The organism is Litchfieldella anticariensis FP35 = DSM 16096, from assembly GCF_000409775.1.
GTDB lineage: Bacteria > Pseudomonadota > Gammaproteobacteria > Pseudomonadales > Halomonadaceae > Litchfieldella > Litchfieldella anticariensis.
In genome coordinates, this window is record NZ_KE332392.1 from 542,045 (window position 1) to 557,973 (window position 15,929).

Annotated in this window: 15 protein-coding genes; 14 read left to right on the plus strand and 1 reads right to left on the minus strand. The window is 58.4% G+C overall.

What is annotated here, in order from left to right:
- The first annotated feature begins 201 nt into the window (after positions 1-201).
- The 7 genes from L861_RS24730 to L861_RS18110 all read left to right on the plus strand — a co-directional run bounded on the left by L861_RS24730 (position 202) and on the right by L861_RS18110 (position 6,957).
- Positions 202-348 (plus strand): hypothetical protein, encoded by a 147-nt coding sequence (locus L861_RS24730; protein WP_154658841.1) that lies wholly within the window; start codon positions 202-204, stop codon positions 346-348.
- Entirely contained in the window at positions 345-1,916 is a 1,572-nt protein-coding gene (locus L861_RS18085; RefSeq protein WP_016418091.1) for a Re/Si-specific NAD(P)(+) transhydrogenase subunit alpha, read from the plus strand. The genes L861_RS24730 and L861_RS18085 overlap by 4 nt, the downstream gene beginning before the upstream one ends.
- Positions 1,917-1,932: 16 nt before the next feature.
- On the plus strand, positions 1,933-3,375 hold the full coding sequence (locus L861_RS18090; RefSeq protein ID WP_016418092.1) for an NAD(P)(+) transhydrogenase (Re/Si-specific) subunit beta: 1,443 nt from the start codon (positions 1,933-1,935) through the stop codon (positions 3,373-3,375).
- Positions 3,376-3,494: 119 nt separating this feature from the next.
- On the plus strand, positions 3,495-4,838 hold the full coding sequence (locus tag L861_RS18095) for an IS1182 family transposase (RefSeq protein WP_027948046.1): 1,344 nt from the start codon (positions 3,495-3,497) through the stop codon (positions 4,836-4,838).
- Positions 4,839-5,090: 252 nt separating this feature from the next.
- Entirely contained in the window at positions 5,091-6,155 is a 1,065-nt protein-coding gene (locus tag L861_RS18100) for an NAD(P)H-dependent glycerol-3-phosphate dehydrogenase (RefSeq protein WP_016418094.1), read from the plus strand.
- Complete coding sequence (gene sixA / locus L861_RS18105; protein WP_016418095.1) at positions 6,148-6,633, plus strand: phosphohistidine phosphatase SixA; 486 nt, start codon at positions 6,148-6,150, stop codon at positions 6,631-6,633. The genes L861_RS18100 and sixA overlap by 8 nt, the downstream gene beginning before the upstream one ends.
- 15 nt (positions 6,634-6,648) lie before the next feature.
- The gene (locus tag L861_RS18110; protein ID WP_016418096.1) at positions 6,649-6,957 is read left to right on the plus strand and encodes an antibiotic biosynthesis monooxygenase family protein; all 309 of its coding nucleotides are present in this window, start codon (positions 6,649-6,651) and stop codon (positions 6,955-6,957) included.
- Here L861_RS18110 and L861_RS18115 read toward each other — a convergent pair.
- Entirely contained in the window at positions 6,954-7,901 is a 948-nt protein-coding gene (locus L861_RS18115; RefSeq protein ID WP_016418097.1) for an AEC family transporter, read from the minus strand. The genes L861_RS18110 and L861_RS18115 overlap by 4 nt on opposite strands.
- Before the next feature lie 394 nt (positions 7,902-8,295).
- Between L861_RS18115 and kdgD the strand changes: the two genes are divergently transcribed.
- The 7 genes from kdgD to L861_RS18150 all read left to right on the plus strand — a co-directional run.
- Entirely contained in the window at positions 8,296-9,213 is a 918-nt protein-coding gene (kdgD, locus tag L861_RS18120; RefSeq protein WP_016418098.1) for a 5-dehydro-4-deoxyglucarate dehydratase, read from the plus strand.
- Positions 9,214-9,251: 38 nt separating this feature from the next.
- Positions 9,252-10,304, plus strand: a complete 1,053-nt coding sequence (locus L861_RS18125; protein WP_016418099.1) for a type 2 periplasmic-binding domain-containing protein — start codon at positions 9,252-9,254, stop codon at positions 10,302-10,304.
- 105 nt (positions 10,305-10,409) lie between these two features.
- Positions 10,410-10,853, plus strand: a complete 444-nt coding sequence (locus tag L861_RS18130) for a tripartite tricarboxylate transporter TctB family protein (protein WP_016418100.1) — start codon at positions 10,410-10,412, stop codon at positions 10,851-10,853.
- A 17-nt stretch (positions 10,854-10,870) separates the two neighbouring features.
- Positions 10,871-12,406, plus strand: a complete 1,536-nt coding sequence (locus L861_RS18135; RefSeq protein ID WP_016418101.1) for a tripartite tricarboxylate transporter permease — start codon at positions 10,871-10,873, stop codon at positions 12,404-12,406.
- A complete protein-coding gene (garD, locus tag L861_RS18140) occupies positions 12,403-13,965 on the plus strand; it encodes a galactarate dehydratase (RefSeq protein ID WP_016418102.1) in 1,563 nt (520 codons plus the stop codon). Before L861_RS18135 ends, garD begins: the two co-directional genes overlap by 4 nt.
- A 168-nt stretch (positions 13,966-14,133) precedes the next feature.
- Positions 14,134-15,459: an enolase C-terminal domain-like protein gene (locus L861_RS18145; RefSeq protein ID WP_016418103.1), complete on the plus strand. Its 1,326-nt coding sequence runs from the start codon at positions 14,134-14,136 to the stop codon at positions 15,457-15,459.
- A gap of 87 nt (positions 15,460-15,546) precedes the next feature.
- A partial coding sequence (locus tag L861_RS18150; RefSeq protein WP_144063074.1) for an aldehyde dehydrogenase family protein occupies positions 15,547-15,929 on the plus strand: 383 nt, incomplete at its 3' end.

Here is a 15,929-nt window from a genome sequence, read left to right on the forward strand (position 1 = left end):
GGAACTATAACGAAAATCGTGGGTTGGGGGTTCTCATTTATTGAATGTAAATCAAGGGTTTATATGGGTTTTTAGTCATAAGGGGTATGTTATGGAAATTATAACTATCTGTTTATGAAAGTTTTTTTTGCTTATGGACTTGCCTTTTCGATGTTTTATCAAAAAACTGTCGCTCGTTGCCTAGACGATTATGAGAATGGCGTGAACTACAGCGCCAGTGGGATACCTTTTTACCCCAGTTTTGCGGGAAACAAGGAGCAATGGGAAATGCAGAGCATGTTGATGCCGATGAGCGGTGTCGCGGCAATGAGTCGTGACGACCGTCGCCATATGGGGGGTTGGCTGTGAAGATTGGAGCTCCCAAGGAGACGGCTCGGGGCGAGGCGCGAGTCGCGCTGACGCCTGAAAGCGCCCAACATATCAAGAAGCTGGGACATGAGTGCCTGATTGAAACCGGGGCTGGTGAAGCCGCGGGTTTTAATGATGACGCCTATCGGGAGGCGGGGGTTACCGTCGTCGATGCTACCCAGACTCTCTGGGAGGCGGCCGACGTCGTCATCAAGGTGCGCGAACCTTCTGAGGAAGAAGCCGGGTTCTTGCGTCAAGGCCAGACCCTGATCTCCTTCTTCTGGCCGGCCCAGAGCGAGGCGCTACTCGAGCAGTGTCGCGCCAAGGGCGCCACTGTCGTCGCTATGGACATGGTGCCGCGCATCTCCCGCGCTCAGAAGATGGATGCCCTGTCGAGTACCGCTAATATTGCCGGCTATCGCGCGGTGATCGAAGCCGGCAACCAGTTTGGGCGCTTCTTTACCGGTCAGGTCACCGCCGCAGGCAAGGTGCCGCCGGCCAAGGTGCTGGTGGTCGGTGCTGGGGTGGCGGGATTGGCCGCTATTGGCACCGCCGCTAGCCTGGGGGCGGTGGTGCGGGCTTTCGACGTGCGTCCCGAAGTGGCCGAGCAGATCGAATCCATGGGCGCTGAGTTCCTGTTCCTAGACTTCGAGGATACCCAGGACGGTGCGGAAAGCGGCGGCTATGCGGCACCATCCAGCCCGGAGTTCCGCGAGAAGCAGTTGGCGCTGTTCCGTGAGCAGGCCCCGGATGTAGACATCGTCATCACCACCGCCCTGATTCCGGGTAAACCGGCGCCCAAGCTGTGGCTCGAGGACATGGTCAAGGCCATGAAGCCCGGCTCGGTGATCGTCGACCTGGCTGCCGAGAAGGGCGGCAACTGCGACCTCACCGTGCCAGACCAGCGGGTGGTCACAGATAACGGCGTGATCATCGTCGGCTACACTGACTTTCCCTCGCGCATGGCCACCCAGGCCTCGCTACTCTATGCCACCAACGTCCGCCACATGCTGACCGATCTGACGCCGGAGAAGGACGGCGTGATCGTCCACGATATGGAGGACGATGTCATCCGTGGTGCCACGGTGACCCATGAAGGCGAGATCACTTTCCCGCCGCCGCCACCCAAGATAAAGGCCATCGCCTCCGCCAAGCCCAAGGAGAAGATCAAGGAGCCCACGCCGGAGGAGAAGAAGGCGGCCGAGCACGCTGCCTTCATGGCTCAAACCAAGCGCCAGGTTACGCTGCTGGGCGTGGGTGGGGCGTTGATGCTGTTGCTTGGTCAGGTGGCACCTGCTTCCTTCATGCAGCATTTCATCGTTTTCGCCCTGGCTTGTTTCGTGGGCTTCCAGGTGATCTGGGGCGTGAGCCATTCCCTGCATACGCCGCTGATGTCGGTGACCAATGCCATCTCCGGCATCATCGTGCTGGGGGCGGTACTACAGATCGGTTCGGGCAGTTTCCTGGTCGGTCTGCTGGCGGCGCTCTCGGTGCTGATCGCCACTATCAATATCGTGGGTGGCTTCCTGGTGACGCGCCGGATGCTTGCCATGTTCCAGAAATCCTGAGCGGCGGAGACACGACATGTTAGGTCAAGGATTCGTATCTGCCGCGTCGATTGCGGCAAGTGTATTGTTCATCCTCTCGTTAGGAGGGCTGAGTAACCAGGAGAAGGCCAAGCGGGCGGTGTGGTATGGCATCGTTGGCATGGCGGTAGCGGTGTTCTTCACTGCCTTCGGGCCGGGCATCGGCGGTTATTGGTGGATGGTGCCGATGATGATCGTCGGTGCGGTGGTTGGCGTCTATGTGGCCAAGAAGGTCGCCATGACCGAAATGCCCCAGTTGGTGGCGGCACTGCACAGCTTCGTGGGCCTGGCAGCGGTGTTCGTGGGCTTCAACGCCGACCTGGAGCGGCGTCGCGTGTTGGCCTCCCAGCTTGCCGAGGGGGCTACCGAAGGATTCTCTGCCTTCGCTGCTTTGGTGGCCACCAAGACCCCGGCCGAACTTACCTTCCTGCAAATCGAGGTAGTCCTGGGGGTATTCATCGGTGCCGTGACCTTCACAGGCTCGGTGATCGCTTTCGGCAAACTCGCTGGTAAGGTGGATGGCAAGCCCCGTCAGTTGCCGGGCGGCCATCTACTGAATGCTGGCGCGGCGGTGCTGTCGCTGCTGTTGGCCATTCTCTACCTGAATGGTGCGGGCTTCTGGACGCTGCTGCTGCTGGCGGCTTTGGCCTTCTTCATCGGCTATCACCTGATCATGGGCATCGGCGGCGCCGACATGCCGGTGGTGGTGTCGATGCTCAACAGCTACTCCGGCTGGGCGGCGGCGGCCATCGGCTTCACCTTGTCCAATGACCTGCTGATCGTCACGGGTGCCTTGGTAGGCTCCTCCGGTGCCATTCTCTCCTACATCATGTGCAAGGCGATGAACCGCAACTTCATCAACGTGATCTTGGGGGGCTTTGGCGGTAGCAAGGGGCCGGCCGCGGAGATCGAAGGCGAACAGGTGGCCATCGATGTCGCCGGTGTGGCTAGTGCCTTGAACGACGCCGATAGTGTGATCATCGTGCCGGGCTATGGCATGGCGGTGGCCCAGGCGCAGAATGCGGTCAGCGAACTGACTCGCAAGCTGCGCAGCGCCGGCAAGAACGTGCGCTTCGGCATCCACCCGGTGGCGGGTCGCCTGCCGGGACACATGAACGTGTTGCTGGCCGAAGCCCGAGTTCCCTATGATATCGTGCTGGAAATGGACGAGATCAACGGTGACTTCGCCAACACCGATGTGGCGATCATCATCGGCTCCAACGATATCGTCAATCCAGCTGCCGAGGAGGACCCCAATAGCCCCATCGCCGGCATGCCGGTGTTGAAGGTCTGGGAGGCCAAGCAAGTTTTCGTCAGTAAGCGCGGCCAGGGGACAGGCTATTCCGGCATCGAGAATCCGCTGTTCTTCAAGGAGAATACCCGGATGGTCTACGGTGACGCCCGGTCGACCATCGATAGTCTGGTACCGATGATCGAATGAAAGACGTGTCGGGTCGGCTTGGCCGGCTCGACGCGATCAGACCAACGCCCCGACACGGGGCGTTTCAGATTGCTGACAAAGTCCTGGCCCTTCGGCCAGGACTTTGTTGTTATTAGGGAATGCTAAAAGATCCCGGTCCTACCCAACACGAGCTGGAGATGGTCACGCTGGAAGAGCTGGTGCCTTCCGATCATCTGCTCCGGCGCATCGATGCCATCATCGACTTCTCCTTTATCCGCGACGAGACCCGTCACTTGTACTGCGAGGACAACGGTCGCCCCGCGCTGGATCCCGTTCTCCTGTTCAAGGCGCTGTTCATCGGCTACCTGTTCGGCATTCGCAGCGAGCGCCAGCTCGTCCGCGAGCTTCAGGTGAACGTGGCCTATCGCTGGTTCCTGGGCTTGCGTCTGACCGACAAGGTGCCGGACGCCTCGACCTTCAGCCAGAACCGGCGCCGGCGGTTCCGTGACAGCGATATCGCGCAGCGACTGTTCGATCATGTGGTGGAGCAGGCGATGCAACAGGGCCTGGTGGGCGGTCGTGTCCTGTACACCGACAGCACCCACATCAAGGCCAATGCCAATCGCCGTCGTTTCACGATGCAGGAGGTGGAGACGACACCGCAGGCCTATCTGGCAGAGCTGGAAGAGGCGGTGGTCGCCGATCGGGAGGCTCACGGAAAAAAGCCGCTGCCGCCTCGTCGAGAGGCGGAACCCGAGCCCACCGCCAAGAAGATCAGTGATACCGATCCCGACAGCGGCTACATGGTGCGGGAGGGCAAGCCCAAGGGGTTTTTCTACCTGGATCACCGAACGGTGGATGGCAGGCACGCCATCATCACCGATGTGCACATCACGCCCGCGAGCGTGCACGACAGCGTGCCCTACCTGGAGCGGCTGGATCGCCAACGCCGACGCTTTGGATTCGATGTGGCCGCCGTTGGGCTGGACGCCGGTTACTTTACCGCCGCGATTTGCCAAGGGTTGGAGAAGCGCCAACTTTACGGTGTGATCGGTTATTGTCGGCCCAGCAAGCCGAAAGGCATGATGCCGAAACGCCTCTTCGTGTATGACGCCGATCAGGACGGTTACCGCTGTCCAGAAGGCCAGACGCTGCGTTATGCGACTACCAACCGGGAAGGCTATCGTCATTACCACTCGGACCCGGTCTGGTGCCGGGAGTGCCCACGCCTAGCGACTTGCACACGCAATCAACACTACCGCAAGACGGTGACTCGCCACGTCTGGGAAGACGCCAAGGAGCGGGTGGGGAGCCGCCGGCTGGAGCCGGTAGGCAAACGAATTTACGAGCGCCGCAAGGAGACGGTGGAGCGCAGCTTCGCAGATGCCAAGCAACTCCATGGGTACCGCTATGCTCGCATGCGGGGAATCGCTGGAATGCGAGAGCAGGCCTTGCTCTGTGCGGCAGCGCAGAACCTCAAGAAAATGGCCTTGGCGGCCTGAGAGGGGCCCGGTCGTCGAATTTTCCTTCCAGCGACACCTTCAGGAAGCCCCATACTCGCTTGAGAGCGCCATTTTCTGCCTCTCGAGAGATAAATCGTGTTGTAGCGCTCCCTTCCGTCGCGAGCAAAGAACGCGAGCGTAGAAACACAAACCCCGCAAAAAATGCGGGGTTCGTCAGCAGTCTGCAACGCCCCGACACGGGGCGTTTTTCGTTTACAATGACCGGCATCATACTGCAGCTAGGGATCGAGCATGTCTGAGGATCGCCTGAGAGTGGCAGTACTGGGGGGAGGCAGCTTCGGCACCGCCCTGGCCAGTATCGCTGCTGACAACGGTGCTGAGGTTCGCCAGTGGTTGCGCGATGCCGCCTTGGTGGCCGAGATCAATCATGACCACCGCAACTCGCGGTATCTTCCCGATTATGCCATCAACCCGGCAGTGATGGCGTCAGATGATATGCGCGAAGTGCTCGATGGGGCCGAACTGGTATTGATTGCGATTCCCTCCGAAGCTTTCCAGTCGGTGGTACGCCAAGCGCGCCCTTGGCTGAAGAGCGATCAGATTTTGGTCAGTACCACCAAGGGTATCCACGAAGATGGTTTCAAGCTGATGAGCCAGATTCTCGAGGAAGAAACCGGATTCCCACACATCGGCGTGCTTTCCGGCCCCAATCTGGCTTCTGAGATCGCTGACAAACACCTCACCGCCACTGTCATTGCCAGCGATGATCCGTTCACGCGCGCGAGGGTGCAAACCGCATTGGGGTGCGACTATTTTCGAGTTTATGCCAGCAACGACCGTTATGGCGTTGAACTGGGCGGGGCGCTGAAGAACATCTATGCCATTGCCGCCGGCATGGCCGCGGCGCTGGGTATGGGGGAGAACACCCGCAGCATGTTGATGACGCGGGCACTGGCTGAGATGAGTCGATTCGCTGTCGATCAGGGTGCCAACCCGATGACCTTCTTGGGACTGGCAGGTGTTGGGGACTTGATCGTCACCTGCTCGTCGAATCTATCGCGCAATTACCGGGTGGGTTATGCCCTGGGGGAAGGTAAGACACTGGATGAAGCTGTTGACGCCTTGGGGCAGGTGGCTGAAGGCGTCAACACCGTCCGCTTGGTTCGTGACAAGGCGTGTGAAGATGGGGTCTATATGCCGCTGGCTGAAGGGCTCTATCAAGTGCTGTTCAATGGTGTCCCAGCACGACAGATGGCCAAGATGCTGATGCAGGGCGAACAGAGTAGCGACGTAGAGTTTACCTTGTCTCGGGAAGCCGTGTCTCAGGCCAGAAGGCAGGAGAAGGACAATGAGTGATCGGGTGATGATCATGCGTCACGGCAAGGCAAAGCCTGGCCAGCCGGATGCTGACCGGGAGCTGAGCGAACGCGGCTGTCATGATGCCAGTCGCATGGGTGCATGGCTGGCAGCCTCTCTTGACGAGGAGTGGCGTCGCCCATTACGTGTGGTGGCCAGTCCATTCCGGCGCGCTCAACAGACGGCGATACTCGTGGCTGAGCCTCTGGGATTAACGGTGGAAACCCTCGAGTTGATCACCCCCGATGATCCCGTGGAACCTGTCATCGAGTGGTTGCTGAAACATGCCGCTGGCACTCCGTGGCTATTGGTCAGTCATATGCCGTTGGTGGGAGAGCTTACCACCCGGCTAGTCGAGGGAGGCCGTGGCCAGGGCATGCATTTCCCCACGGCAGCGATCGCGAGCCTGGAGGCTGATGTCTGGGCGGCCGGCTGTGCAAGGCTGAGCGGTTTTCACACACCGGCCGATATTTCCTGAGGATCGGGAGTCAATATGAGCTTCATCGTCAATAACCGCGTCTATGTGCAATCCGGCTATGAAGACGAGTTCGAGGCACGCTTCAAGGCCCGTGCCGGCGAAATCGACAAGCAGCCAGGGTTCAAGTCCATGCGAGTGCTGCGACCATTGGGCAACCAGGCTCCCTACGTGGTGGAGACCGAGTGGGAGAGCCAGGACGCTTTCCGCGCCTGGGTAGGGAGCGATGACTTCAAGCGCGCCCATGCCAATCCTATGCCGAAGGAAGCTTTCGCTGAAGGAGGTGGGCTGGAGCAGTTTGAAGTGGTGGTGAGTGCGACTGCCTAGATCAGGTTCATCACCCGTAGCACGAAAACTCCCAAGGTAACGGTAAGGCTCGCCAAAAGTGTGGTGATGGCGATGATGTTGGCGGCCAGCTTGGCATTACCTCCCATTGCCTTGACCATCACGAAACTGGCTGCCGCCGTGGGGCTGGCGAAGTATAGGAACAGCAACCCCAGTTCGCGTCCGGAGAATCCCGCCAGCCAGGCAGCGCCGGTCGCCAGTAGCGGCAACGTTACCATCTTCATGAAGCTGGATCCCATGGCCGTGTCGTGTGATTCGCGCAGAGCGCCGATCGACAGGGTCGCCCCAATGCAGATCAACGCCAGAGGCAGGGTCAGTGAGGCGAAATATTCGCCTGAAGTCATCAGCCATTGCGGCAAGCCGATTTCCAGAATGGTGAACGGCAGGGCAGTGACGACGGCGAGGATCAATGGATTCCTGGCGATATGCTTGGCGATGCTGCGCCAATTGGCACTGCGACCGGGGCGGTAGGCTGACAGTACCACCACCGACAGAATGTTATAGCTGAGAATCACCACCCCCAGCAGGAGCCCGCCGGCGGATAATCCGTATTCCCCATACATGCTGGCGGCCAGCGCCAGGCCGACGATGCCGCAGTTGCCGCGAAATGCCCCCTGTACGTAGACACCTCGATCCGTGTGAGGTACCCGCCAGATAGCCCAGGCCCAGCTCAACAGAAAGGTGGCGAGTGTGGCCAGAGCGAAGAAACCCAGCAGAAAGGGATTGAAGGCGGTGTCGATATCGGCCTTGATCAGGCTCAGGAAGATCAGCACCGGCATGGTGCCCTTGAAAACCAGGTTCGATGCCGTGTTGACGAAGTGGGTATCGATCCAGCCGCTACGTTTCAGGGCGATGCCGATGAACACCATGGCGAAGACTGGCAGGGTAACTTCCAGGGTGCCGAGAAAGACGTCGAGCAGGCTCATCGTCAAGCAGTCCTCGCCAGAGCATTCCGGGGGCGGGGAGTGGCCATCAGGAGTGATGCATCGGTGATGAAGGTACTTTCTCCGCGGGGCTCGGGAACGAGCATTGTTTCTTATATTCCTTGAATATCACTTGGTTATGGGAGGTTTTGTTGGGTCGATGAAGTGTGGCATGGATTGGATTACCGGTCTCGAATGAACTCGACTTTGGTCTAAAACTACCATATTCACCCTTGCCGGTCAGCCAATACCTCGTTAAGTTGCTATTTGTATGATGTATGACAAAAGAGATTTGCCATTGCTGTCTATCAGCAGGCTATCAGCAGAATTGCCGGACCGAGAAGGCCTTCAAACTCTCGGTCGATCAATCAAAGCAGCATAACGAGAGGACCTTCGGGTGAAGTTTTCCAGAGATGAAGTGAGGCGCGCACTGGGCGACGGGCTGCTGTCTTTCCCAATCACCGACTTCGACGAGCAGAGCCGGTTCGATGCCGCAAGCTATCGCCGCCGCCTGGAGTGGTTCATCAGCCATGACATCTCCGCGGTCTTCGTGGCCGGTGGTACCGGTGAGTTCTTCAACCTAAGCCTGGATGAGTATCGCGAGATCGTCCGCCTGGCGGTGGAGACGGTGAACGGCAAGCTGCCGGTGATTGCCAGCGCCGGCCTCAGCGTCGAAAGCGGCAAGGCATTCGCCAAGGTAGCGGAAGAGGCGGGTGCCGACGGCATCCTGCTGATGCCGCCTTACCTGACTGAATGCCCCCAGGATGGCCTGGTGGATTATGCCCGTCAGATCTGTGACGCCACTGACATCAATGTCATCTACTACAACCGTGCCAACGGCACTCTCGAGGTAGAGGCGGTCCAGCAGCTTGCCGATCAGTGTCCCAACCTGATTGGGCTCAAGGATGGCAGTGGCGACATCCAGGCGCTCAACAAGATCATCAAGACCGTCGGCGACCGGCTGGTGTACATCGGTGGCGTACCCACCGCCGAGATATTCGCCGAGGCCTATCTTTCCATTGGCGTGAACACCTATTCATCGGCCGTGTTCAACTTCGTTCCTGACATGGCCGTGACTTTCTACAAGGAACTGCGCAAGGGCAACAGCGAAGTCGTCAAGAAAATTACCAACGACTTCTTCATTCCCTTCGTGAACCTGAGGGATCGGAAGAAAGGTTATGCCGTCAGCCTGATCAAGGCCGGTGCCGAGATCATTGGCCGCCCAGCCGGCAGTGTTCGTGCGCCGCTGACCATGCCGACTTTCGAGGAGTGTCAGCAGCTGGAGAAGCTGGTTGGCATAGCCAATCAATTGTAATTTCCCATAAATCGACAAAGATAATTGAGAGGGCACCCATGAAATTTTCTAAGACAATCTCTGTTTTTGGCTCGGCTGTATTGATGGCATCCCTGGCAGCCGGTGCCAGTATCGCTTCTGCCGCCGATGGTCCCCTGAGGGGGAACATCAGGGTGGTAATCGGTTCCACCTCCACGGGTGGTGATACCTACCAGAACTCGAGCATCGTCGTAGATAAGCTGGCCGAGAGGCTCGATCTCAACATGAAGGTCGATGCTGTGGGTGCCACTGCAGCTTTCCGCGCCTTGGATCGTGATTCACGTGGCAACACCTTGATGATCTTCCACGACCAGTCATATCTTGGCTATCTGTATGGTGTGGAAGGCTATGACAACATTTTCGAGAAATATACGGTTGGGCCAACCGTCGCCATCAACCCGGGAAATGCTTATCTGGTACCGAAAGATTCGCCTTATCAGAACATGACTGACGTCATGGATGCAGTAGGAAATGGTGAAACGGTTCGCGTTGCCATCCAGCCAGGCGGTGTTTCTGAAATCGGCTTTAGTGCGATGAAAAATGCCGTCAGCATCGAGCATCCTGGCATGGAAGACAATCTGGTAGCTGTCAACACTGGCTCCCAGGCCGACAAGAACCAGCAACTCTTCGATGGCCAGGCCGATGTCATCAACGGCTCGGTTCAGGCCAATGAGCAATATACCCGTCTTCCTGAGGACGACCAGAAGGCGATGCGCTTCGTTTGGTTGACTGCACGTAATGGCACCATCGAGCAGGCGCCGGAGGATGGCATGGGCCAGACCGACAGGGAACAGCTACTCGAATTCGTGGAGCCCAACGTGACTGTCACCATGGGAGATAGCGAGAACTTTACCTTCGATAAGGAGTTCTTCTTCCTCTACAACAAGGACATGGATCCCGCCATTGTCGAGCAGATCGATACGGCGCTTGAAGAGATCTATGCGGAGGGTGAAATCCAGGAAATTCAGAAGAACTCCTTCTTCATCCCCAACTTCAAGCCTTCCGACGAGGCGGCAGCTTACCTGAAGGATAAGATGACCCGCTACGAGGGCATCATCAACAATATCCAGTAATGGGCGCAAGCGGGCGTCGGTGGTGGTGCCGCCGACGCCCGATGTGAATGCTACTCCCTTATATCGCGTTAGGCACGCTAGCGTTCCGCCTACCCGGGAGCCACTATGGAATCAGGTCTTTCAACCCTGTTAAGCGTCTCGATCGATTTCGAGACCTCTCATCTGTTCTTCCCTCGAATCATTCACTGGCTATTGGCATGTCTTTTCCTGCTGGTTCTGGTGTTCAGGGTCATACCCTTTCTCGCTGCCGTGAGACGAGGCGAGCATTCCCTCCCCATCATTGGGGAATCCATGGATGTCTTACGTTTCTTCGGTACCCTCGCGCTGATCGCGGCGTACTTCTATTTGATGGCAGCGATAGGAAATCTCTTTCCATACACGGGATATGGCTTCCTGTTCGTGTCGATGGCTTTTGTTCTTTTGATGTCCTTGCTTTATATGCATGAAAGGACTCGGAAGAACCTGGGTATCGCGGTCGTCAATGCCATCGTTGCGCCCAGCCTGGCCTGGTTCGTTCTGGCCAAGCTCTTCAACATCACCTTGCCGTGACCGAGGTAGCTGCCGTTATGGAATTCCTGTCACTTCTCGATATCACTTTCTTCCTGCTGGCGGCTCTTGGGGCGTTGGTGGGGATCATTTTCGGTGCCATTCCCGGCATGACAGCCACCATGGCCGTGGCTGTCTGTTTACCGTTGACCTATGCATTAGGCCTGAATCATGGTCTGGCACTGCTGCTTGGCCTCTACGTTGGGGGCATTTCCGGTGGTATGGTGCCGGCGGTGCTGCTTAATATCCCCGGTACGCCATCCTCGATCACGACCACCTTCGATGGCTATCCCATGGCACAAAAGGGGCAGGGTGAGAGAGCGCTGAAGGTTTGTGTCATCGCTTCCCTCGTCGGTGGTCTCATCAGTGCCATTGTCTTGTTCCTCTTCGCGCCTATCCTGGCGGACTTCTCGATCAAGTTCTCCTATGTCGAAAAGTTTCTGATCATCTTCCTGGCCCTGACGGTGATCGCCTCCCTGTCCAGCAATATGTTGGTCGGTATCTTCAGTGGGGTGATCGGTGTCTGGCTTAGCCTTGTGGGAACCTACAGCATTTCCGATGGCGGTAACGGCAAGACCCGGTTGATGTTCGACTTCATGGAGCCCTACCTGTTCGAGGGTTTTTCACTACTGCCCGTGCTGATCGGCATCTTCGGTATTTCCACCATCCTGCTGGAGGCCGAGAAGGGTGTGAAGAGCGGTCTGACCAATGAGAAGATCAAGATCGGCAAGGGGGCGGGGTTTTCCCTCAGTGTCTTCAAGGGGCGTCTGACCAACCTGGTGCGTTCTTCTTTCATCGGCACCTTCGTCGGAATGCTGCCGGGGGTTGGGGGCAGCGCCGCCTCTGTGCTCGCCTACACCCAAGAGAGGAATCTGTCCCGAGACTCTTCGGAAATGGGCAAGGGAGCTCCCCAGGGCCTGATTGCCTCGGAGTCGGCCAATAATGCCTTGACCGGTGGTGCACTGATTCCACTGCTATCGTTGGGTATTCCCGGAGACTCCACCACCGCCGTGCTGATTGGGGCTTTCACCCTCCAGGGGGTCCAGGTAGGACCGCTGTTCATTCCCGAGAACGCCGACACCTGGTATGTCATGATGACGGCGTTGGTGTTCGCCAACTTCGTGATGTTCTTCCTGATGTTCTACGCCATCAAGTACATCGCCAAAGTGATCATGGTGCCCAAGCACATCCTCTTCCCGATTATCGTGATGATGTGTGTCGTCGGTGCCTATGCCATCAACTACGGCATCATGTTCGATGTCTGGACGCTGCTGATCTTTGGTGTCCTCGGCTATCTGGTCCAGAAGGTCGGCCTTGAGGTCGCACCGCTGATCATTGGCTTCATCCTGGGCAGTTCGGCGGAAGTCTACTTCGTCAAGACCCTCGAATCCTTCGGCACTCTGTCGATCTTCTTCACCAAGAGTCCGATTGCCGTCGTGCTGTGGATATTGATCCTGGCTTCTGTCGCATTCTCCATCGTGATGCGGTTGAAGTCCCGTCGGGAATTGAAAGCCGATCTCCCGGCGAGCCGACTGAATAAGGAGGAGCTGTCATGAGCCAGCCCAGAACTCGGGTCATCAAAGTCCATGCGAATGACAACGTGGCTATCGTCGTCGAGCAGGGAGGCCTCGGGGAAGGCACTGTCCTGGATGACGGTCTCGTCCTGACCGTTCCTATTCCTCAAGGGCACAAGGTGACGCTCGAGGACATCGCGACGGGGGAGGACATCGTTCGTTACGGTGAAGTGATTGGCACCGCCACCGCCCCCATTCCACGCGGTGGTCATGTCAACGAGACCAACGTTCGCCTGCCGCGGGCCCCCGCATTACACGACCTGCCGCTGGCAACGCGCCCGGCACCGAGTGCCGAGCCACTGGAAGGGTATACGTTCGAGGGCTTTCGCAACCCCGACGGTAGCGTCGGCACCAAGAATGTCCTGGGGATCACCACCAGCGTCCAATGCGTCGCCGGTACCGTCGACTACGTGGTGAGTCGCATCAAGCAGGAGCTACTACCGCGCTTTCCTAACGTGGACGACGTGGTGGGGCTCAACCACACCTATGGCTGTGGCGTTGCCATCAATGCCCCGGCGGCCATCGTGCCGATTCGGACTCTCAAGAACATCTCTCTCAATCCGAATTTTGGCAACGAGGTGATGGTCATCGGCCTGGGTTGCGAGAAACTCCAGCCTTCGACCCTGGTCGAGGATCGTCCGGTAAAAATCTACGAGAACACCGAGGCGGCAGACCCCGAGGCCAATGTGCTGAGCCTTCAGGACGAGTCCTTCCAGGGGTTTGGGGACATGATCGAGGGCATCATGGCCATGGCCGAGCGTCATCTGGAGCGCATGAATCGGCGTCGACGCGAGACCTGCCCGGCCTCGGAGCTGGTGGTGGGGATGCAGTGTGGCGGCAGTGATGCCTTCTCAGGGGTGACCGCCAACCCTGCGGTGGGATTCGCCACGGACCTGATCGTGCGAGCCGGCGGTAGCGTGATGTTTTCCGAGGTCACCGAGGTGCGTGACGCCATTCATCTGCTGACGCCTCGCACGGCCGATGAAACCGTGGGACGTGCTCTCATCGAGCAGATGGAGTGGTACGACCGCTACCTGGAAGGAGGGCAAGCCGACCGCAGTGCCAACCCTTCGCCGGGAAACAAGCGTGGTGGTCTGAGCAATGTAGTGGAGAAGGCGTTGGGCTCGGTCATCAAGTCAGGAACGTCGCCCATCGTCGACGTCATCGGCCCCGGCGAGCGTATTCGCCGCAAGGGCCTGACGTTCGCTGCCACACCGGCCAGCGATTTCATTTGCGGCACGCTGCAATTGGCCGCTGGCATGAACCTTCAGGTGTTCACCACGGGGCGTGGTACGCCCTATGGGCTATCCATGGTTCCGGTCATCAAGATGTCGACCAACTCGACACTCGGCCAGCGCTGGCATGACCTGATTGACCTGGATGCCGGTCGTATCGCCACTGGTGAGGCCTCGATCGAGGAGCTCGGCTGGGAGCTTTTCCATCTGATCCTCGATGTGGCCAGTGGCCGCCATCAGGTCGCCGCCGATCGCCTCGGACTTCATAACGATCTGGTGTTGTTCAATCCGGCCCCTGTCACCTAAGGAAGCACTGAATAAATGCCTGCACGGTTCAATCCTATACCCCATAGGCTCCGGTTCCTGTGCTCCGGGCGCCTTGCGCTTGATACCGTTCGTCGATTTATGCAGCGCTTCCCTGATCTCGTTAGATCCACTCGTTCATCGTTATTTCTTTCTTGAAAGGACTGCTTCATGTTCCCCAACGTCAAAAGCATGAGAATCGTTCCGGTGGCCGGTTATGACGGCTTCCTTCTCAACCTGAGTGGCGGTCATGCCCCTTGGTTCATTCGCTGCGTGGTCATCCTGGAAGATGATACCGGCAATCAGGGGGTGGGGGAGATCCCTGCCAGTGCCGGCATTCTCAAAGGGCTGGAGCAGTGTCGCTCGCTGGTGGAAGGCTCGCGTGTCAACGATGTCAAGCAGACACTCAACCGGGTACGTCAACTGCTGGCAAAGGACGGCCGTGAAGAGCGGGGGCGCCAGACCTTCGATCTAAGGGTGGCAGTGCACGTGATCACCGGTATCGAGTCTGCCCTGTTCGATCTCTATGGACAGGCCCTGCAGATGCCAGTAGCGGATCTTCTCGGTCAGTACGGTCGTCAGCGCGATGAAGTGGAAGCGCTAGGCTATCTGTTCCTGCTCGGCGATCCGGACAAGACGGACTTGCCTTACCCGAAGGTGAGCGATCCCCGGGACGCGTGGGATGAGGTCCGTTACCGCGAGGCCCTGACGCCGGATGCCGTGGCCAACCTGGCCAAGGCTGCTTACGAACGTTACGGTTTCAAGGACTTCAAACTCAAGGGCGGGGTATTGCGTGGCGAGGAGGAAGCCGATTGCATTCGCGCCTTGTACGAAGCGTTTCCCGAGGCGCGTCTGACCCTGGACCCCAATGGTGCTTGGACCCTCGATGAGGCGGTGCGCGTACTAACGCCGATCCGCGACCTGCTCAGCTATGCCGAAGATCCCTGTGGTCAGGAAGAGAGTTATTCCGGTCGCGAAACCATGGCCGAGTTCAAGAAACGCACCGGCTTGCCCACCGCAACTAACATGATCGCCACCGACTTCAAGCAACTTCAATATGCCGTGCAACTCAACGCTGTGGATATTCCTCTGGCGGATTGCCACTTCTGGACCATGCAGGGGGCTGTCATGGTCGGCGAATTGTGTAACGAGTGGGGCATGACCTGGGGCTCACACAGTAACAATCACTTCGACATCTCCCTGGCCATGATGACGCATGTGGCGGCGGCATGTTCCGGCAATATCACCGCGATCGATACTCACTGGATCTGGCAGGACGGACAACGCATCACCAAGGAGCCATTCCAGATCCGCGATGGCAAGCTGAAGGTGCCGACGACGCCAGGCCTGGGTGTCGAACTCGATGAAGAAAAACTGATGGAGGCCCATCGTCTTTATCAGAACCTTGATGTGACACAACGCAACGACACCATGGCCATGCAGTTTCTGATTCCCGGCTGGGAATTCGACCCCAAGCGGCCGGCGCTGGTGCGCTGAGCCGAGCCACATTCCACATTCGTAGCGTACGTAAACGACCAGTGTGAAAGTCGTATTGCGTGCGGATTCAAGCGTAGGAGGAGAACCGTGACACTATCTGGCGTCATGCTGATCGGCCAGGAGGCCGTGAGCGGAAATTCCGCTACCATTACTGCCGTTAACCCTGCAACTGGCGAGAGGTTGGAGCCTAGCTACCCAGGCGGTGGCAAGGGGGAAGTCGACCAGGCCTGCGCCCTGGCCGAGGACGCCTTCGCCAGCTATGGCGAGAGCTCGCTCGAGGAGCGCGCAGCGTTCCTGGAAACCATCGCCGACGAGATCGAGGCCATCGGCGATGGCCTGATCGAACGCACCATGGCGGAAACCGGCCTGCCACGAGCGCGGCTGGAGGGCGAACGCGGCCGCACCTGCGGCCAGCTGCGCCTGTTCGCCTCGGTAGTGCGCGCCGGCGAGTGGCTCGACGTGCGCCTCGA